Origin of the sequence: Microcoleus sp. bin48.metabat.b7b8b9.023, from assembly GCF_013299185.1 — a bacterium.
Lineage (GTDB): Bacteria > Cyanobacteriota > Cyanobacteriia > Cyanobacteriales > Microcoleaceae > Microcoleus.
The window spans coordinates 1-18366 of the sequence record NZ_JAAFKG010000090.1; the positions used below are offsets into that span (position 1 = coordinate 1).

General features: G+C 46.7%; 15 protein-coding genes. 9 read left to right on the plus strand and 6 right to left on the minus strand.

Going from position 1 to position 18366, the window contains the following annotated elements:
* Positions 1–131: 131 nt before the first annotated feature.
* Positions 132–314, plus strand: a complete 183-nt coding sequence (locus QZW82_RS30520; RefSeq protein WP_293157588.1) for a DDE transposase family protein — start codon at positions 132–134, stop codon at positions 312–314.
* Positions 315–404: 90 nt separating this feature from the next.
* On the opposite strand, the gene ctpC is transcribed toward QZW82_RS30520, so the two are convergent.
* A complete protein-coding gene (ctpC, locus tag QZW82_RS30525; RefSeq protein ID WP_293157590.1) occupies positions 405–1760 on the minus strand; it encodes a carboxyl-terminal processing protease CtpC in 1356 nt (451 codons plus the stop codon).
* 315 nt (positions 1761–2075) lie between these two features.
* A complete protein-coding gene (ispG, locus tag QZW82_RS30530; protein ID WP_293157593.1) occupies positions 2076–3299 on the minus strand; it encodes a (E)-4-hydroxy-3-methylbut-2-enyl-diphosphate synthase in 1224 nt (407 codons plus the stop codon).
* 295 nt (positions 3300–3594) lie between these two features.
* Between ispG and QZW82_RS30535 the strand changes: the two genes are divergently transcribed.
* The 4 genes from QZW82_RS30535 (at position 3595) to QZW82_RS32360 (ending at position 6183) form a co-directional block, all read left to right on the plus strand.
* The gene (locus tag QZW82_RS30535) at positions 3595–4935 is read left to right on the plus strand and encodes a serine/threonine-protein kinase (RefSeq protein ID WP_293157596.1); all 1341 of its coding nucleotides are present in this window, start codon (positions 3595–3597) and stop codon (positions 4933–4935) included.
* Between the two features lie 160 nt (positions 4936–5095).
* The gene (locus QZW82_RS30540) at positions 5096–5326 is read left to right on the plus strand and encodes a hypothetical protein (RefSeq protein ID WP_106333955.1); all 231 of its coding nucleotides are present in this window, start codon (positions 5096–5098) and stop codon (positions 5324–5326) included.
* 8 nt (positions 5327–5334) lie between these two features.
* Complete coding sequence (locus QZW82_RS30545) at positions 5335–5559, plus strand: hypothetical protein (protein WP_293157603.1); 225 nt, start codon at positions 5335–5337, stop codon at positions 5557–5559.
* Between the two features lie 141 nt (positions 5560–5700).
* Positions 5701–6183 (plus strand): type II toxin-antitoxin system HicB family antitoxin, encoded by a 483-nt coding sequence (locus QZW82_RS32360; protein ID WP_366665112.1) that lies wholly within the window; start codon positions 5701–5703, stop codon positions 6181–6183.
* Between the two features lie 231 nt (positions 6184–6414).
* On the opposite strand, the gene QZW82_RS30555 is transcribed toward QZW82_RS32360, so the two are convergent.
* On the minus strand, positions 6415–6573 hold the full coding sequence (locus QZW82_RS30555; RefSeq protein WP_293157606.1) for a hypothetical protein: 159 nt from the start codon (positions 6571–6573) through the stop codon (positions 6415–6417).
* Here QZW82_RS30555 and QZW82_RS30560 point away from each other — a divergent pair, their 5' ends adjacent.
* On the plus strand, positions 6574–6939 hold the full coding sequence (locus tag QZW82_RS30560) for a DUF2243 domain-containing protein (RefSeq protein ID WP_293157609.1): 366 nt from the start codon (positions 6574–6576) through the stop codon (positions 6937–6939).
* Positions 6940–7115: 176 nt separating this feature from the next.
* On the opposite strand, the gene QZW82_RS30565 is transcribed toward QZW82_RS30560, so the two are convergent.
* From QZW82_RS30565 to QZW82_RS30575, 3 genes are all read right to left on the minus strand, one after another.
* A complete protein-coding gene (locus QZW82_RS30565) occupies positions 7116–8162 on the minus strand; it encodes an Rpn family recombination-promoting nuclease/putative transposase (protein WP_293157612.1) in 1047 nt (348 codons plus the stop codon).
* 147 nt (positions 8163–8309) lie between these two features.
* Positions 8310–8675 carry a hypothetical protein gene (locus QZW82_RS30570; RefSeq protein ID WP_293157615.1) on the minus strand — a complete coding sequence of 122 codons (366 nt, stop codon included), beginning with the start codon at positions 8673–8675 and terminating at the stop codon, positions 8310–8312.
* A 442-nt stretch (positions 8676–9117) separates the two neighbouring features.
* The gene (locus QZW82_RS30575) at positions 9118–15789 is read right to left on the minus strand and encodes a translocation/assembly module TamB (RefSeq protein WP_293157618.1); all 6672 of its coding nucleotides are present in this window, start codon (positions 15787–15789) and stop codon (positions 9118–9120) included.
* Between the two features lie 665 nt (positions 15790–16454).
* On the opposite strand from QZW82_RS30575, the gene QZW82_RS30580 reads away from it, so the two are divergent.
* The 3 genes from QZW82_RS30580 to murQ all read left to right on the plus strand — a co-directional run bounded on the left by QZW82_RS30580 (position 16455) and on the right by murQ (position 18132).
* A complete protein-coding gene (locus QZW82_RS30580; protein WP_293157621.1) occupies positions 16455–16841 on the plus strand; it encodes a DUF3110 domain-containing protein in 387 nt (128 codons plus the stop codon).
* Between the two features lie 132 nt (positions 16842–16973).
* Complete coding sequence (locus QZW82_RS30585) at positions 16974–17120, plus strand: hypothetical protein (protein ID WP_293157624.1); 147 nt, start codon at positions 16974–16976, stop codon at positions 17118–17120.
* A 97-nt stretch (positions 17121–17217) separates the two neighbouring features.
* Positions 17218–18132, plus strand: coding sequence for an N-acetylmuramic acid 6-phosphate etherase (gene murQ, locus QZW82_RS30590; RefSeq protein WP_293157627.1), 915 nt, complete (start codon positions 17218–17220; stop codon positions 18130–18132).
* Positions 18133–18366 lie beyond the last annotated feature (234 nt).

The following is an 18366-nucleotide window of genomic DNA, read 5'->3' on the forward strand; positions in this document are numbered from 1 at the left end:
TCGGCGCAAAAAGTCTTCAAGATTAGCTATTTAATCTTCTACTTTTTGAATTTTTGAGCAACAGCTTGCCTGAGATTCAAAGGTGGCTACTTTTAGCTGCGCTCATTTTTTAGTCTAAACTACAGTTAGCTATGACAGAATCAGATAAATTTTATATTGTCAAACGTCCTGCTGGTAATTGCGAGATTTTGCCGGCCCAAATCGCACAGCAAAGCCCCACTATTATAGAACAGTGGGGCCCTTACGATTCTGCTGAAGATGCGATCGCCCGACGCATCGGTTTAATTCGCGCTGGTAAATGTCAACCGAAATAAACGAACTTGGAAGGACTAAAGTCCTCACTACAAACCAGGTTCGTAGTGAGGACTTTAGTCCTTCTTTGCTGAAGCTTTTGTAACTAAAAACTACTTAGATTTAGCAGGTGCCACACTCGGTTTAGCCTGGGCCGCATTCGGCTTAGGTGACGCAGTATTCGGTTTCGACTCCGCCTTATCGTTCCCTGTTTTACCAGTAACTTTATTAGTCAAAATTTCCAAAGCTTTCGCGTACTGCGGATCGGCCGTCGTAGCAATTTTATCGCGATCGCGCCGCAACTCCTGTTTTTGAGCGTCAGTGAGTTCAACCAGAAAATCCGGTTTAATTCCCATGTGATTGATATCAGTGCCATTGGGAGTAAAATACTTGGCAATTGTCACCGCCAAACCTGCACCATTTCCCACGCCGCGTACCGACTGAACCAAACCCTTACCAAACGTCTTGGTTCCCACCAAAACCGCACGCTTGTTGTCTTGCAAAGCACCGGATAGAATCTCGCTAGCACTTGCTGAACCGCCGTCTACGAGTACAACTAAAGGTTTATCGGTAATCTCTCCCTTGTTTGCGGTTTGTCGATCGGCCTCACCGACGCGATCGACCGTAGAGACGATCGTACCTTCTTTGAGCCACATCCGAGCAATTTCAATACTGCCGTAGAGCAACCCACCCGGATTGGAACGCAAGTCTAGAATATAGCCCGTCACCTTTTTCTGTTCCAAATCCTTAATTGCCGATCGCATTTCCGATGCAGCGTTCGCGCTAAACTGATTTAAGCGAATATAGCCAATTTCGCCGATCGGGCTTTTCTGCACCGACTTCCGCACGGGATGAATTTCAATTTTAGCGCGTTTGAGCTTAAAATCTATTTCCTTTTTGTCCCGCAAAATAGTCAGAGTCACCTCAGTATTAGCCTGGCCGCGAATCAAACTTACCGCTTGATTCGTATCCATACCGACCGTGCTCTTCCCATCAATCTTAGTAATGATATCTTTTGCTAGAATACCAGCAGTAAAAGCAGGAGTATCCTCAATGGGAGAAATCACCACCAATTTCTTAGTTTTCTCATCTTGAGTCAACTGAATCCCAACTCCTGTGAGTTCACCAGAAGTTTCAACCTGCATATTTTTGAACTCTTCCGGGTTCATAAACCGCGTATAAGGATCGTCCAGCTTCTTCAGCATTTCACGAATTGCTTTATAAGCTTCCTCATCGCTAGTATAAGTCCGGTTCAAATAATCATTCCGCACCGCTTTCCAGTCAACCTGGTTAAAAGTGCCATCAACATAACTTTTGTCAATAATCTGCCAAACTTCATCAACCAATTCTTTAGGACTTCCCCTAAAAGAAGCCAGGGATTTAGAACTGCAACCAGTGTTGGCAAGAGTTGCAGCAGTGAGTAACACCGCTGCTGCACTTAGAACAAGCCCTCGTTTTGTTATAACCATTTGTCTGACGCGCGGGAGGAAAAGAGTTCAGAATAATCACGCCTAATCTAACACAGGCAAGGCTTGGTCGGATTTTGGATACATATTTATTCAACTTTGCCGAGTTGTATTCCCGAAGCGGAGGTTGTCGCACGCGAATGCGGGCGCGGGTTTAGGACAAGGTACGTAGTTGGGCTTTAGCCCTCTTTAAACATATACGCGAAGAGGGCTAAAGCCCAACTACGTACCTAGCGAGATTTTTCAACGGTTTCAGGCGATTGTTGACACCAATGGCTTCTAGTGGGCCCCAAACCTCAAAACTATATCCAGTCAAGCCTACTCAGGTTCAACCCAGCGATCGTCCGACTTAATCAAATTAATCAATTCTGCCACACCTTCAGACTCAGGAACCTTCTTAATTTCATCCCGCCCCCGGTACAGAGAAATATAACCCGGTTGCTTCCCGACATAGCCATAATCAGCATCAGCCATTTCCCCAGGCCCATTGACAATACAGCCCATCACCGCAATATCCAAACCGGTGAGATGCTTCGTCGCCTCTCTCACTTGATGTAACACTTCCTCCAAATTAAACAAAGTGCGGCCGCAGGAAGGACAAGCCACATACTCAACCATTGTTTTCCGCAATCCCAAAGCTTGCAGAATGCTGTAGCAGACAGGAATCTCCTTTTCCGGCGCCTCAGTCAGCGAGACGCGGATAGTATCGCCGATACCGTCAGCTAACAGCGGTGCGATACCAGCCGTGGATTTGATGCGCCCGTATTCGCCATCGCCAGCTTCTGTAACGCCCAAATGCAGCGGGTAATCCATCCCCAATTCATCCATCCGGTGCGCCATCAAGCGGTAAGCAGCCACCATCACCGGCGCGCGGGAGGCTTTGAGGGAAATCACGATGTTGCGGAAGTCGAGGGATTCGCAAATTCTAATAAATTCCAGGGCGGATTCCACCATACCTTCCGGAGTATCGCCGTAGGTAAACAGCATCCGTTCTGCCAGGGAACCGTGATTGACGCCGATTCGCAAAGCTTTACCTTGATCTCGCAGGGAAATCACCAGAGGTTCCAGGGTTTCGCGGATTTTGTCGCCAATTTCCGCGAATTCCGCGTCAGTGTATTCGCTTCTGTCGGCTTTCGGCTTCTCGAACACGTACAAACCCGGATTGATTCTCACTTTGTCTACGTGTTTGGCGACTTCCAGCGCAATTTTCATCCCGTTGTGGTGGACATCGGCAACCAGGGGCACAGCTTGGTAGGTTTCGTGCAATTTTTGCTTGATTTCGGCTAAAGCTTTGGCGTGGGCCATGCTAGGCACGGTAACGCGGACGATTTCGCAGCCTATCTCGTGCAAGCGCCGAATTCCTGCGACCGATCCGTCGATGTCGAGGGTATCTTCGTTAATCATCGATTGTACGACGACTGGGTTGCCTCCGCCGATCGTGATACTGCCGACTTTGACGGGACGGGTTTTGCGGCGTTTGATGGCAGTGTCGAAGATGGGCTCGGCGGTGGGGGTTTTAGTGGGGTTGGGCAGAGTTTGCATAACTGGTTGCTAGTGTTCTGTAATTAAAGTCTATAAAATTGTGTCTGCTGTTTTTTAGGTTTGCACAGAAAGGGTCAGTTTGGGCAAAGAGGTTTTGGGATTTAGGATTCTTAATGGGATTGTGGCGAATTTGTCGATCGAAATTATGTAGGAAAAGGGCGATCGAACTAAAAGCCAACCATCACCGGGAAAGCGCAATGAAGTTGGGCCCGTGGAACTAAACCCAACCTACAAAATACAGTTAAAATACAGGCTAGGCCGAGATAAAAATTAATATTGGTTGGCGGTGAGGGGAATGGTTTGGACACCGGGGCAGGGGTTAAATGGCGATCGGTATATTATTGAAGGCAAGTTAGGTGAGGGCGGCTTTGGGGTCACGTACCTAGCGCAGAAGGCGCAAAACAGGCAGCGGGTTGTCATCAAAACGCTGAAAGATGAATTATTGAGAGATCCAAATTTTGCCCGGTTTCGGGACAAATTCAGGGATGAGGCGCTACTGCTATCTTTGTGCAAACATCCCAATATTGTGCAAATAGACAACTATTTCATTGATGGTGATTTGCCCTGTATTGCGATGGAATATGTGGCAGGGGAAGATTTGTGGAAGTTGGTAGAAAAGCGCGGTATCCTGTTGTCGGAAACCGAAGCTTTAAACTACATCCGCAAAGCAGGAGAAGCCGTAATAGTTGTTCACGAAAAAGGTTTACTGCATCGGGATATCAAGCCACAAAACCTTATGGTGCGTGACAATCGAGATGCAGTTTTGATTGACTTTGGTTTGGCACGGGGTTTTATTCCCGATCGCACTCAGCAAATGACTTTTGGATTTACACATGGTTTTGCGCCTCCCGAACAGTACGGGGAAATGGGCAGATTTGCTGAGTACACAGATGTTTATGCTCTGGCGGCAACGCTATACTATATGCTAACGAGTACACCACCAACTGCTGCATTCTTGAGGGCTTTAAATCATCCTTTAAAGCCGCCGTTTCAGATTAATCCTAATATTAGCGATGCGGTGCATCGGGCAATTATCAAAGGGATGGAAATGGATGCGACAAAACGCCCTCAGTCGGTGGGAAAATGGTTGGCTATGCTTCCTCAACCTACCCTTGGTAATTGGAGGCAAAGAGCGAGTGTTTTGCCAACGATTCCTAGCCCGCAGCCACCGCCACAACCTGTAAATTTGATTTCAGCAAAAGGAGTCGATTATCGTCAACTCGATCGGCTGTTGGCTAGCGGAAAATGGGAAGAGGCGGATGAGGAAACGTATAAAAAAATGCTGGAAGCAGCGGGGAGAACAAAGGATGGCTTGCTGAGGGCTGAAGATATCGATCGATTCCCCTGTGAAGACTTACGAACTATTGACCAACTTTGGGTAAAATACAGTAACGGACGTTTCGGCTTTTCGGTGCAGAAACGCATCTATGAAAGTCTGGGAGGAACCAGAAAATATGATGTGAAAATTTGGGATGCTTTTGGCGATCGGGTAGGTTGGCGTGTGAATAAAAAATGGTTGCATTTAAACGAGCTAAAATTCGACACCAAAGCACCAAAAGGACAACTTCCGGGGAGAGAGGGAACCGTTGGGGATTGGGAATGGGAAAGAGATCTTCTCTCGCGTCGAGACTTGTAAAGTTTAACATCTAAGGGTTACAGAGTTTCGTGCAGATTATAATAACAAAGGCTGTTTCCACGAAACCCCGCCTGTTCTACGTTTCCGATACCTGGCACTCACCGGACTGGGCTAAACTGCTACCAGCGACACTAATTGTTAACATAATGTTTGATGTCGAATGAACTTTCAAATTATCGGAAACATTACTAATATTGAAACAATAGCAGTTGGCAACTCAATTCGGGAATTAGAACGTTTGCAGAAAAATTATGGCAATGGACGTTGGAGAAAACTCAAAGGAATAGCAACAATTATCCTGACTGATGGTACAGCCTGCGAAGCTGAGTTACATTGGTACGAAGCACACGGCATTGGCAAAAAAGAAATCAAAATCAAATATATTTTATAGGAGGAGTCATGAATCCCCATAACTTAGAAACACAATTTGTAGTTTGCATTAACAATCAAGACTATCAAGCATCATTGGAAGTGAGAAAAATCTATCGAATCATACCCGATAATCGCGCTGCGGAACATCAATTTATCCGAGTTATTGATGAATCCGGCGAAGATTATTTGTATCCAGTTGCATATTTCGTACCCATCGCATTGCCGAAAGCCGTAGAAGCCGTATTTGCATAGTATAATTTCACAATGAACTATGTAAAAAAAATGCCCTCGTTGCAGCGGTGAAATAGTTAGAAAAGAAGTGGATAAACTTTTACGGTACACAGCAGTGATATCTTAAAAGCATCCGCTGAAGTTTGCCTAAGCTGTGGAGAAATGAAAAACCCAACTCAATTAACCCAGCTTGAATTAGTGCTCCTTGAATTAGTAGCTAAAGGTCAAGGAAAGTGGAGTTGGTACGAACTCGCCAATGCACTTTCCCGTCGCGATGTACCGCGAGAACCTGACATGATGGTTGTCTTAAAAAAACTGGCTGCTGATGGCTTGGTTCAACGATATGTAGAAACAAATTCGCCTCGCGACAGATGGGAATTGACCCCTATCGGCTTTATTGTTCTCACCGATGCAAAAGCAGATAGTCAAAACAGAATTATACGTTATGCAATTGCGATCCAGAAATCAGAAAGCAATTATTCTGCTTATGTTCCAGATTTACCCGGTTGCGTCGCAACAGGTACAACTGTCGAGGAAGTAGAACAAGAAATTAAAGCAGCAATATTTGTTTATTTAGAAGAGTTGCGTCAATCTGGTGCGTCTATTCCTGAAGCTAGGACTTTATGCAAATATGTTGAGGTTTAACCTAATGACAACTATAAATTAGTATTTGTATGGTGTTTGACAGGTTATTGCAGGCAAAATACGATCGCACTTTCCGATCGTGCATCATAAATCAAGGGGCGTTAGCGAAGCCCTCGAAGAGGATCGCACTTCATTCCAGAAATCTCTCTCGCGGATGATGCGATCGCCCTTCCAGCCCAGCAAAACTAAAAAATGTACTTGCAACTCTCTTCACAGGCTGAGGCTCAGCAGTTAAAGCATCTGAGGTTTTCCCTTGAACGATCGCACAAACTCACCCGCTACCCATATTAACAACCGCCGACCTTTAATTATCGCAGGAATTCTCCTCGGTATCGGTCTATCCGGGTTTTTGACGGCATTGTGCTGCACCAACTCCTTCAGTGGCATCATATGTTTAGCAGCGTTAAAACCGATGCTAGCGTTGCCGGATTAGAATTGAATACCATCGGAGACGGACTTTTTCACGCTGCGGATTGGTTGGTAACAGTGGCGGGAATCTTTTGTTTGTGGCGGGCTGTAAATCACAAAGATGTTCTTTTGTCAACTCCCACTTTTGTCGGTTCTATATTAATGGGTGCTGGATTGTTTGATTTTGTAGAAGGTATTGTTGACCATCAAATTTTGGGAATCCACCACGTCAAACCAGGTATTAACGAGTTGGCTTGGGATTTGGGATTTTTGGCGATCGGTCTTATTTTAGCACTCTTAGGTTGGATGCTGGTACAGAGTGAAGTTGCCGCAGATACTAAAGTTTAAATGAATGCAGAGATTGCGAATTATACGCAATCCGGGTTTCTTACCCCCTTTATCTCTTAGTCGGCGTAGGCCGGCTTCGTTCGTGTAGACGCGGTTTCAACCGCCGAGTCATAACTAACCCGGATTTGGTATTATACCAAATCCGCTTTAAAAATTCCCCGATGAGGTTCATCAATTCATCCAACCGCAGAATCCAACCACGCGATCAAATCCTCTTGACTCCTAAAATCTAACAAAGCCTCTCCCAAATCATCTAACTGTTCCGCAGATAACCCCTGGATGCGATTTTGAACTTCCTGTGTAACATCACCCACCCGCCGCATAATCTGACGGATAATTAATCCTATTTCCCCCTCAATTTTACCCCTTTCGATTCCCTGTTCTATCCCTTGTTCGATTCCCTGTTCTATTCCCCTTTCGATTCCCTGTTCTATTCCCCTTTCGATTCCTTGTTCTATTCCTTGTTCTATTCCTTGTTGTATTCCCTGTTCAATTCCCTGCTGTAGACCAATTTCTATCCCTTTCATTACAGATCCAAGCTGATCTTGGATAAACATTTCTCGCTTGTCCAAATCTGCCGCTTCTTTGACTGTCAAATTAGCTCGGTTGGCAATTTCCAGCGCGCTATTAATCTCGACCACAGACTCCAATGTCTCTGGTACTGCTTCCAAAGAGGGCGCGTTTTTCATAAAGTAAATCCATTTTTCCGGCAGAGTTTCAAGTTCATTCAATTCTTTTTTGAATTTCGGTAACTCGACAAACACTAACTTTAACTCGCAGTTGGGATAGACGAATTTCTCTTCAGTTTCTGTGAATTCAAACTTTGAAATTAGTTTTTCGGTGTTTTCAAATAAGATAAAATCGGTGATGGTTAAAGCAATGACTGGATTTAATCTTAAGTAACCGTCTCCAGCTTTCAGTTGAGTAGAATAGGTTTTGGCTGCATTGTACACTACTCGTTTTTCAAAGGCGGCGACGTTGAGTACCTGCATTTCGACTATTACGGTTTTGTTTCCGGTAATCTTGGCTTTGACATCCAGGTAGGTGTCTTTTAATCCTGTGACGCTTCCGGCTGAATAAGGGTCAATTATTTCTAATTCTTGAATTGTAGGTTCTCCGTTGTACAGCATTGCATTTAGGAAGCTGATTAAAATTTCTGGATGTTCGGAAGAAGCGAATATTTTTTTGAATGCAAAGTCTGTTTTGGGGCTGATGAAACGCATATATTTTAGAGGATTTTTTGGTTTTATTAACTCTTCTAGGGCGCTGAGGACACAGAGGAGGAGAAAAAGAGATAAGATGGGTATTGATAACTATTGGAAGGGTTGGGTTTTGTGGTCTCTACCCAACCTATCCTAGGTATGCAGCTATCAGCCTGTGGCTTGAGTAGTTGTTACAGGTGACATAACTAGCTTTCCAGTTATATCCATTGTTGCCAGTTTCAACACTTCATTAAAAGCTAAACCCCGAATTTTGAGTTCCCACCGAATGCCTTTTGCTTTCATCCGCTTGGCTTTCCGCATATCAACATCCGCAGCTTTTTGATTCAGTAGCAAATGTTTCATTGCTGCTGTGGCTTCTACTTTTGTGGGATATGCAATGTAGGTGATAAATCCGCCGTCCCAGTGGTTGGCGTTGCGGATGCTGCTGATAGTCGCTACTCTCGGACTAAATCGGTTCCAGTATAAGTCGCTGTAGCCGATTGACTGTGTTTTCACTTGGAGTTTGTTTGCCATTTGACTTAACTCCTATAACCTTGTGTGCGGGGTTTGCAGTACCGTTTTGGTTTTGCTATTTATATTATAGCAAATTAATGCGGAATTGGGCATTGGGAATTTGGGAATTTGTAATATCCGTTTGTGTCCCTAGTTTACAAAATCTTTGTTACAGTTTTTGACCTGATATTATGCTCTGTCAATTATTTGTACGAGGGTTTGATTGTTGGGAATGCAAGTCCTTTGGAAGAAGGACTAAAGTCCTCACTACGAACCAATTGCTCTGTCCTTTGGAAGAAGGACTAAAGTCCTCACTACCAACCAATTGCTCTGTCCTTTGGAAGAAGGACTAAAGTCCTCACTACGAACCAATTGCTCTGTCAATTATCTGTACAATGGTTTGATTGTTGGGAATGCAAGTCCTCGGGAAGAAGGACTAAAGTCCTCACTACGAACCAATTGCCTAAAATCTCAATTCGTATTCGGCGGTGACGCGATTGTCTCCTTGGAAATTGGTTGAACCTCTGAGCAATATTTTGTCGTTTAAACGATACCGCACGTTGAATTCTGTTGGCTGATTTGCTGACAATACTCGAATGATTGATGCTGAAAGATTGCGCGTGATATCGGCCCCGACTTCTAGGCCTATACCGAGGGAACCTGCACCGGCCCCAGCCCCTGAACTGGAACTGGCTGTTTGTCCTTCGTTTCCTCTAATTCGTGTGGGAAATAACCTAAATTCGCTCAATCCGGTGGCGTTGGTAATCACGGATTGCAGGTTGTTGAATAATCCTGCACCTGCTAAATTGGCGATCGCCAGTGTACTATCTCCTTGTCCTAATGTTTGCACGAAACTGCCTCCTAATAGCGCTACAATCTCTGTGGACGATCGCCCTGGAGAACTCCTCAACTCGATATTTTCGGCCAACTGGGAGGCTTTACCCTTGACTAATGCTTGAATTCGGACACTCCGCACGCTGCCGAAACTTGTCGGTTCGTCGGCTATTTCCGACGCGACAGATGTTCCCGGAGTGCGAAACCGCGATACTTCTTGTACTGACGTTGCTAATCTTACATCCAATGTCGGATCGAGTCCTTGTGTTGGTACAAAGGTAGCTGTTTGTGGATATCCTTTGTCAAGTTTAAACTGTGTTGTAAACAAATTTACGGCGCCCGAAGTCAACCGAATTGTACCCGCAGGGCGAATATCGTCTAAGGTTCCATTCACCGTCAAAGCGCCTGTCGCCTGAAAATTTAATATCGGCGCACTCGTTACCCGCACTCCCCGCCCTAATTTGAGCCCCAAATCATTTAATCCAACTTCAAAGGCAGGGGAAGCGGAAGCCGAAGATGTCGGAGGAGAATCGGAAGGAGAAGATGTTGAAGGAGAATCGACACCGGCAGGGGAAGGGGAAGAAGAAGAAGCTAACCGAGTTCCGCCGCCGCCGGCGCTGGGGAGAAATACTTCGCCGTCGTACAGTTCAATTTTACCGCTCAACTGCGGCCGCAAAGCTGTACCTGTTGCTTGGACTTGACCGACTGCGCCACCGCGATACAATCCTCTAAGATTCAATGCCAATTTATCTAGATTGACAGCCAAAGGATTCGCTGCATCGACATCGCCCTCGGCAAAGGGCACAGACAATGGAATCACGCCCTGGGCGACAACTTCCCCTTTACTTAATTGTCCCCGAATTTGTTCTACTCGAATGCGATCGCCCTCAAAGCGCACTGTCCCAGTCAGCCCTGTCACCGGTTCTGGGAAAGCTCTCGCCCGGACGGTTGCATTTTCAAAATTCGCAATTCCTTGCGCTACAGGCTGTTGCAGCGTCCCTCCGATGCGAATTTGCACCTGTCCCTTGCCATTAACCCAGCCAATTTGGGGAGTTAAGACATTAATAATTGCTAATCCTTCATTCTGTAAATTCGCCCTTAAATCTATTTGATTGTTGTCGGGTTTTACCGCAGCAAAGGGTAACTCAAAAGGCAAACTTCCCTGTACTTCAATTGGTTCGGTTTGAGTTACCAAAGCGCTGCCCCCAAAATTGAGGCGGGCGTTGCTATAACTGAAACTGCTGTCGGCTTTTTTAATCGGTTCTCCGTTTAGCGTTCCGTCCAGCAAACTTAATTCGCCGGTGGCTTGCGGATTTTCTAAACTTCCAGCTAAGTTTGCCCGCAAATTTAAGTTTCCGGTTACGTCTACAAAGGGCAATTCGATTAGTTTTGCTAACTCTTCTACGGGTACATTTTCTACCCGCAACTGCCCGGATTGCGCTTTTTGTCCCAGTTGTCCCGAAAATCCGATCGCACTTTTGCCCGATCTAATTTCCAGCGGCAACACGGTTAAAATCCCGTCCTGAAAACTGCCTTCAATGCTAAACTGTTCGGCGACATATTTTCCCCACTGCCAATTATCGCCTTTGACGTTAAATTGAGCTTGCACGCCTGTTCGGAGAGAACCTGCAACTGCAATTTCGCCCCCAAAAGTTCCCTGCAATTGAGATAAGGCGGGCAATTTTTCCGCTGATTTGACAGCTTGCTGCTGCTGCAAGATTACTTCGATTTCTGCCAAGCGGCGCAACTGTTCGATTAACGGCGCTTCCGGTTCTCCGACTGCCACAGTTTGCACGTCACCGCTGTTACCGTAAACGGGAGATTTTAAGCCTCTCGCCAAATCTCCTAAATTGAAATACTGCAAAGCGGCTAAAACTTGCTGCAAATTCCCTTGCTGGATGTTAACTTTCCCGGCAAATTCGGGATTTGCCCCTGCTTTGACGTTGCCGGAAATGGAGTATTGACCGGTACCTTGCCTGAAGATGCCGTTGGTGAGACTGGCGCTGCCGTTAGCATAACTGAATTCGGCTTGGAAACTGTCACCTTTAATGTAGCCGATCGCTGGTTGGGCGATCGCAATTTGTCCGGTTGCTTGCAAAGTCGCTGGATTTAACGGCATCTTCCAACCGGGTACGTTGACTTGTCCCGAAACAGTACCGGTTATCGGCCCCAAACCTGCCTCTTTTCCCGGTGAGAGATTCAAAGCAGCCAGGGGGAAATCGCTTAAATTGACTCGCAAAGTTTCGCCCTCAGCTTGGCCGCGGGCTATCGATTCGCCACGTTTAACTAAGAATGATGTCGGCAAAAACGACTGATTTAAAGCGACTTCGATTTTGTCTTGGGGGCCGGCTAAACGCAAATCTACACTTTTATCGGAACTTGCAGTAACTTTCCCCGCCAGTACCGAGTCAAAAGCGACTTCATTTACTCCTAAATTCCGCACTTCCACGTCGCCAACTAAACTCAGGGCGGCGAGGGTTCCCGTGAGGCGCCCCGTGAAATCAACATTGCCGCGGACAGGCTGATTTTTCTCTGAAGCATTTTTGAGACCCATGGGTCTCAGAAATGCCAACTGTTCTGCTGGCAAGGCTTCCAGGTTAAAGTTGGAGAGTTTTACATCCAAATCTAGATTGGAAATTGAGGGCAATCCTTTCCCAGCCAACTCAACGCCGACAAATCCACTGGCTGTCAAACCGCGAGTTGCAGCTTGTTCTACTTCTATCCGTTTGCCATCCCAGTTAAATATTGCATCAAAAGGTTGTTTGAGAAATGGCAATTCCGAGATGCGGAAACTGCCGCCGGCGCGAAGTGTTTGCGGGGAAGCAGCCGCAATCGGGCCGGATAAATTGACATTCCCGTTAAATAGTCCTCGCAGTAAGGGAAGATTTTGGGCTTGGGAGACTAAACCGTTGGCTTGCAAGCTTTGGCGCTGGGCTTCAAAGGCTTTCTGGAAGCGACTTAGGGCAATTTGGTCGCCTTCTATTGACGCGCGCCAATTCCCGGATTGCGCGCTGCCTGTGGCGTTGACAATTCCGCCGCCGTTGGCGAGTCGAATTTGTCCGCCGCCGTTGGCGGTGATGCCGTTGGCGGTTAAATTATCTGTATTTCCCACAATTCGGAGTTTGCCGTCGAGGGTTCCGGCAATTTCTCGCGGTAAATTGGTTGTCAGCAAACCTGTTTGTTTGAGGGTTTGTTCTAAATTGCTGACTGTAACTCCGTTGGTTGCCAGCAATGCTTCTAAGTTGCCGTTTTCCAATTTTGCCGTAGTATCGATCGCCCCGAGTCGATCGACCAAAATCTGTCCTTCCCCGCTAGCACGAATTCCTTTAGCTGTCAAATTATCCAAACTTCCCGCTGCTTGATATTGGCCGTTAACTCTGCCGTCAAATCCTTTCGGCAAAGTCGCCGTGAGAGTAAACAGTTGGAGATTGCGAACAGTTTGTTCTAGGCGGCTGAGAATAACTCGATCGAGATCCGCGACAGCTTGCCATTGTCCAGCATCCAATTTTCCCTTAAAATCAACCGTACCGCCGGCAATATTCAGTTTGCCGCTGCTGTTGACAGAAACATCGGCGATGCTTGATTTGTCAAGACTTCCCGCCGCTTGAATTTGATTCGATATTTGTCCGTCAAGCGATTTGAGATTTTGGATTTTGGATCTTAGATTGTTGATATTGGCGACTATTTGGGGATTGTCAGCCGTAAAAGCTAAGCCCACATCTAACAGCGACAATCCTAAATTTACCAGGCTGGCGATCGAAGTGCGATCCTCTTCGAGGGCTGCGCTAACGGTTTCTGCGCTTCCCTGCCAATTTCCCCGTGCCAATTCTCCTTTAAAATTGACATTGTTGCCGCCCAGATTTAGTTTGCCACTACCGCCGACATTAATTGCGCTAGCTGTCAAATTGTCAAGACTTCCAGAAGCTGTAAATTGACTCGATAACTGGCCGTCTATCGATTTGAGATTTTGGATTTTAGATTTCAGATTGGCAGATTGCGGGTTTTCGGGATTGAATGCAGAAGCCACATCTAAAAATGGTAGTGTTAAATCTACCAGGCGGCTGATAGAAGTGCGATCGGTTTCTGCGGTTACTTGCCAGTTTCCGTCTGTCAATTCTCCTTTGAGATTGACACTGCTGTCGGCAATATTGAGTTTGCCATTTGTACTTAGATTGATGCCGCTAGCGGTTAAATTGTCAACATTTCCCGCAGCTTGAAATTCTCCTGCTAGCTGTCCGCCCAGAGATTTTAGATTTTGGATTTTGGATTTTAGATTGTCGAGATTTGCAGAATTTGCGATCGCCAAAAATGGCAAGCCAATATCGAGTAAGCGATTGACGGCAACTTGTTCGGTTTTGCCAGAAGCTTGCCAGCGGCCTGATTCCAGTTTGCCATTAACATCAACAATGCTATCAGCAAGATTCAGCGTTCCTTTGCCGCTAGCATAAATACCATTTAAACTCAAATCGTCCAGAGTTCCCGCAACTTCGGCGGTGCCGCTGAACAAACCTGCTAATTCAGGAGGTAAATTAAGTCCGGGAATCAGTGGCTGCAAACTTTTCAATGCCACGCGATCGCCCTTGATTATAGCTTCCCACTGACGGTCTTGGATCGCCGCATCCACATTCACCGTAGCATCGCCAATTTTGACAACGGTATTTTGCAAATCCGCCGTATTACCTCCGGCGCGAATTTCGCCGCTAGCCGGAAAAGTCCCTTGTGGTGCTTGCCATTTAGCTCTAGCTTGGATATTATTTAACGGCCCGAAAACTTGAGCTTTGGCGGTAACACTACCAATTTTAACAGCAGCGGGAATCGGGAGAGCGTAAATTTGGGCGATCGCATCTGCGGGCAGATTTTCCGCTTGCAAATCGAACACCAAACCCGATCGCGAATTCTCACTTCCCAACGTTATATCGACTTCACCTTTGCCACCAATTTTACCGCCCGCCGCCGGCACAACTAATATATCGCTCAATGTCAAAGCTAAAGAGGACAACGGCACAGTTGACGGTGGAGAATTCGGCGTTGGAGTTGAAGCGATTCTCCCCCGCTCTAGTTTGAAATTAGTGCTAATATTGTTTAGTTGCAGGCGATCGACCGTAGCGGGTTTTGTCGAGGCGATCGTACCTGAGATCGCTGGATTTGCAACGGTTCCAGTCAGCTTAGCATCCGCCTTAACTTCTCCGGCAACTGCGATCGGCAATACAACTTTCTGCCCTAACTCTGCTTCCACCGCATTCACCACACTTGCCACAGCTACCGGTTGCACGTTAGTTATCAGATTGAAACTCGCTTGTTCGGTATTGAAATTAGTTCCAGTGGCAACTGTTCCTGCTATTTGAACCGGAATTAGACCGTAATTACCTGTGAGACTATCGACAATTAAATTAGTTCCCTGAAACCGCAATTGACCGCTACCATTTTGGATAATCTGTTTCAGCGGTTTGATACTTGCTTGCACTCCGGCAAAACTCGCCGTTCCTGTAATTCCAGATAATTTATTGTCTCGCACTTGCACAGTTAAATTGCTATTTGCCAGACCTTTTTGTAGAGAAATTCCGGAAATTTTCAGCAAGCGAGCGATGTCGGACAAAGGTAAGTTTTGCGATTGCAGTAGCACGTTAGTTTGAGCCGCAGGCAATAGAGAGTCGGCTTTGACTGCAAAATTGTCATTATTGGTAAACTGACCGTTAAGTTCGTAGAGAACGCGCTGATTTTGCTCGCGAAATAAAGCGCTGCCATTTTTGAGAGTTACGGAAATCGGAGCCGAAGTTTTTTTTCCGACTGCGGGACTAGGCACTAAAACTGCACCGGCATTTTCAACTCGAATTGCTTCAATTTCCGTTTTAAATAAACCCGCAGATTTTTTGTCTTGGGTGGGAATATTAACCCAGCGGCCTTCAGCATCCTGTTCGATATAAGCACTAGGCTTAACTAACGTAATATCTAGTTTGAGAGTGCGGTTGAACAGCAGCGGCCAAATTGAAAATTTCACTTCCACTGCTTCTGTAGAAGCGTAATCTGGATCGATCGCAGTTGCAGGTACAGTCGATCGACCAAACCGCAAACCGATCGGAGAAAATCGCTCCAAACGTCCGATTTGCACCGGCCGCTTCAGCGTCTGACTGACCTCAGAGGCCACCAAAGGAGCTAACTTTTTCTGCACCCACTCCCGTGCGGCCACCGCCCCAACCACGCCGAGAATGCCCACTCCCGTACCGCTAAGCAGCAAGATACGCCACCAGTGGCGCCCAGAACGGGGTGCGAGTTGTTTTTTGTCATCGTCCGAGTTAGTCATGCTTATTTCTCAGAGATTGTGAGAATTCAGAAATTGAGGAAATCAGCCGGTTTGAGATGGGGTTCAACAGTTGACAGTTGACAGTTGGGTTCAACAGTTGACAGTTGACAGTTGACAGTTGACAGTTGGGGGAGTGGGGTTCAACAGTTGACAGTTGACAGTTGGGTTCAGCAGTTGACAGTTGACAGTTGACAGTTGACAGTTGGGGGAGAGGGGTTCAACAGTTGACAGTTGGGGGAGTGGGGTTCAACAGTTGGGGGAGTGGGGTTCAACAGTTGACAGTTGACAGTTGACAGTTGGGGGAGAGATAGGGAGATAGGGAGATACGGAGAGGGGGAGAGGGGGAGAGAGGGGGAGGATTGGATGAGTTTTGGTGGAAAATTGAAATATACAATTTAAATGCAGTACAGCTAAAAAATTCTGGGATGCTGACGGAGGCTTTCTGTCTTTGCTAGACTCACAACTGAGCTCGAAAGTGCCGATCGCACAATCAAACTTCAATATTCACCCCCCTCCATGTCTCACAGACTCCAGAAATCTTTACCAAACTTAATCTAAAATCGCCACACATCCTACAACCGACAGTCAATCTAAAATCTAAAATCTAAAATCGCCCGATCGCTTCTAAGATAAAAAAACGGTGGTTAAGAAGGTCTTTAAAACTTATGCGAGTGTTCGTCTTACTCTTCAATGCCCGCACCGAGAATGAGGGAATTCACACCATTCAACTCGGCGATCGCAACAAAGTTCTGATGTTTGAGTCAGAAGACGACGCCACACGCTTTGGCGTGATGTTGGAAGCTCAGGATTTTCCCGAACCCGCTGTCGAGGCGATCGACGATGAGGAAATTAAGGAGTTCTGCGACAGTGTTGATTATGATTGGGAACTGGTGCCGGCGGGCGCGCTAGCGATTCCGCCAGAAGACAATGTAACACAGACTCAGTGGCAGGCCCAGGGGCAGTCGGAACCGGAGTCACAGCCAGAGTCAGATTCTGAGGTTTCCCAAGACGAATTGGATTCTATGCGTCGCCGACTCGAAGGACTTTTGTAATCACGAAGGAAGAAGGAAGAAGGAAGAAGGAAGAAGGAAGAGGGAAGAAGGATAAATTTGATATCTTCCAGCATTCTCAATTCTAGACTCGATTTCTAGATACAGGCTTCCAGGCTGAAGCTGGGACTGTGTATGTCTCCTGACTCTGCCCACCAGAAGCAAAAAAGGAAGAAGGAAGAAGGAAGAAGGAAGAAGGAAGAGGGAAGAGGGAAGAGGGAAGAGGGAAGAAGGATAAATTTGATATCTTCCAGCATTCTCAATCCCAGACTCGATTTCTAGATACAGGCTTCCAGGCTGAAGCTGTGACTCTGTATGTCTCCTGACTCTTCCCACCAAAAGCAAAAATTGCCAACCGATCGTTAATAACTGACAAAAAATGAAGAATTTGGAAGAACGGGGGCATCTGCTGACGGAACAGGTGAATGCCAACAGCGCGAATTTAGACCAACTGAGCTCGATCGAATTGGTGGACTTGTTCAACCGGGAAGACGCCCAAACCTTAAATGCGATCGCCCGTGCCCGCGAAGAGTTAGCCCGGGCGATCGACATTGCCGCCGAATCCCTGCGTCAAGGAGGCCGCCTATTTTACGTCGGTGCGGGCACTTCCGGGCGTTTGGGGGTACTCGATGCCGCCGAGTGTCCCCCCACCTTCTGCACGCCGCCAGAACTCGTACAGGGCATAATAGCCGGGGGTGCGGGGGCTTTGGTGCGGAGTTCGGAGGATTTGGAAGATCGGGCTGAAGATGGGGCTGAGTCGATCGCCCACCGTCACATTAACAATCTCGATGTGGTTGTCGGGATTACGGCTGGGGGTACAACGCCCTTTGTAGCGGGGGCTTTGCAAGCGGCGCGCCAGCGGGGGGCGAAAACAGTGTTTATCGCCTGCGTACCCGTGGAACAGGTGAATTTTGAGGCTGATGTGGATATTCGGTTGTTGGTTGGCCCGGAGATAGTCGCGGGATCGACGCGCTTGAAAGCTGGTACTGTGACAAAAATGGCTTTAAATATTCTTTCAACTGGCGTAATGGTGAAGCTGGGGAAGGTTTACGGCAATCGGATGGTTGATGTGGCGGTAACTAATAAGAAATTGCGCGATCGGGCGGTGCGGATGTTGCAGGATTTAACTGATTTGGGCCGGGATGAAGCGGGTTTTTTGTTAGAAAAAAGTGGCAAATCTGTAAAGCTGGCTTTGATGATGCACTGGACTGGTTTGTCCAAGGAAGAGTGCGATCGAATTTTAGGCGAATTTAAAGGCAATTTGCGATCGGCTGTAGCATCAATACAATTGTAGATTTTTGCGATCGTAGGGTGCGTCGCCCCAGAAAATCCCTCGCCTTGCATACCGACAATCTCAAAGCGACGCACCTGTAACATCAGGCTTCTCAAGAAGGTTCGTAGGGGGCTTGCAATTAAATATAATCCCAGTTATCCTCGAAGAGTAGGAAACAAAAAATTTGACATGAGCGGTTGTGACTTCTGTAATTGGGATGCTAAAAATGATCTTGAGTGAGCCAGTTAAATTAAC

Excerpts from the sequence above, each read along its gene's own strand:
- QZW82_RS30520 (WP_293157588.1), top strand. The coding sequence starts at position 132 with ATGACAGAATCAGATAAATTTTATATTGTCAAACGTCCTGCTGGTAAT.
- ctpC (WP_293157590.1), bottom strand. The coding sequence starts at position 1,760 with ATGGTTATAACAAAACGAGGGCTTGTTCTAAGTGCAGCAGCGGTGTTA.
- ispG (WP_293157593.1), bottom strand. The coding sequence starts at position 3,299 with ATGCAAACTCTGCCCAACCCCACTAAAACCCCCACCGCCGAGCCCATC.
- QZW82_RS30535 (WP_293157596.1), top strand. The coding sequence starts at position 3,595 with ATGGTTTGGACACCGGGGCAGGGGTTAAATGGCGATCGGTATATTATT.
- QZW82_RS30540 (WP_106333955.1), top strand. The coding sequence starts at position 5,096 with ATGAACTTTCAAATTATCGGAAACATTACTAATATTGAAACAATAGCA.
- QZW82_RS30545 (WP_293157603.1), top strand. The coding sequence starts at position 5,335 with ATGAATCCCCATAACTTAGAAACACAATTTGTAGTTTGCATTAACAAT.
- QZW82_RS32360 (WP_366665112.1), top strand. The coding sequence starts at position 5,701 with ATGAAAAACCCAACTCAATTAACCCAGCTTGAATTAGTGCTCCTTGAA.
- QZW82_RS30555 (WP_293157606.1), bottom strand. The coding sequence starts at position 6,573 with ATGATGCCACTGAAGGAGTTGGTGCAGCACAATGCCGTCAAAAACCCG.
- QZW82_RS30560 (WP_293157609.1), top strand. The coding sequence starts at position 6,574 with ATGTTTAGCAGCGTTAAAACCGATGCTAGCGTTGCCGGATTAGAATTG.
- QZW82_RS30565 (WP_293157612.1), bottom strand. The coding sequence starts at position 8,162 with ATGCGTTTCATCAGCCCCAAAACAGACTTTGCATTCAAAAAAATATTC.
- QZW82_RS30570 (WP_293157615.1), bottom strand. The coding sequence starts at position 8,675 with ATGGCAAACAAACTCCAAGTGAAAACACAGTCAATCGGCTACAGCGAC.
- QZW82_RS30575 (WP_293157618.1), bottom strand. The coding sequence starts at position 15,789 with ATGACTAACTCGGACGATGACAAAAAACAACTCGCACCCCGTTCTGGG.
- QZW82_RS30580 (WP_293157621.1), top strand. The coding sequence starts at position 16,455 with ATGCGAGTGTTCGTCTTACTCTTCAATGCCCGCACCGAGAATGAGGGA.
- QZW82_RS30585 (WP_293157624.1), top strand. The coding sequence starts at position 16,974 with ATGTCTCCTGACTCTGCCCACCAGAAGCAAAAAAGGAAGAAGGAAGAA.
- murQ (WP_293157627.1), top strand. The coding sequence starts at position 17,218 with ATGAAGAATTTGGAAGAACGGGGGCATCTGCTGACGGAACAGGTGAAT.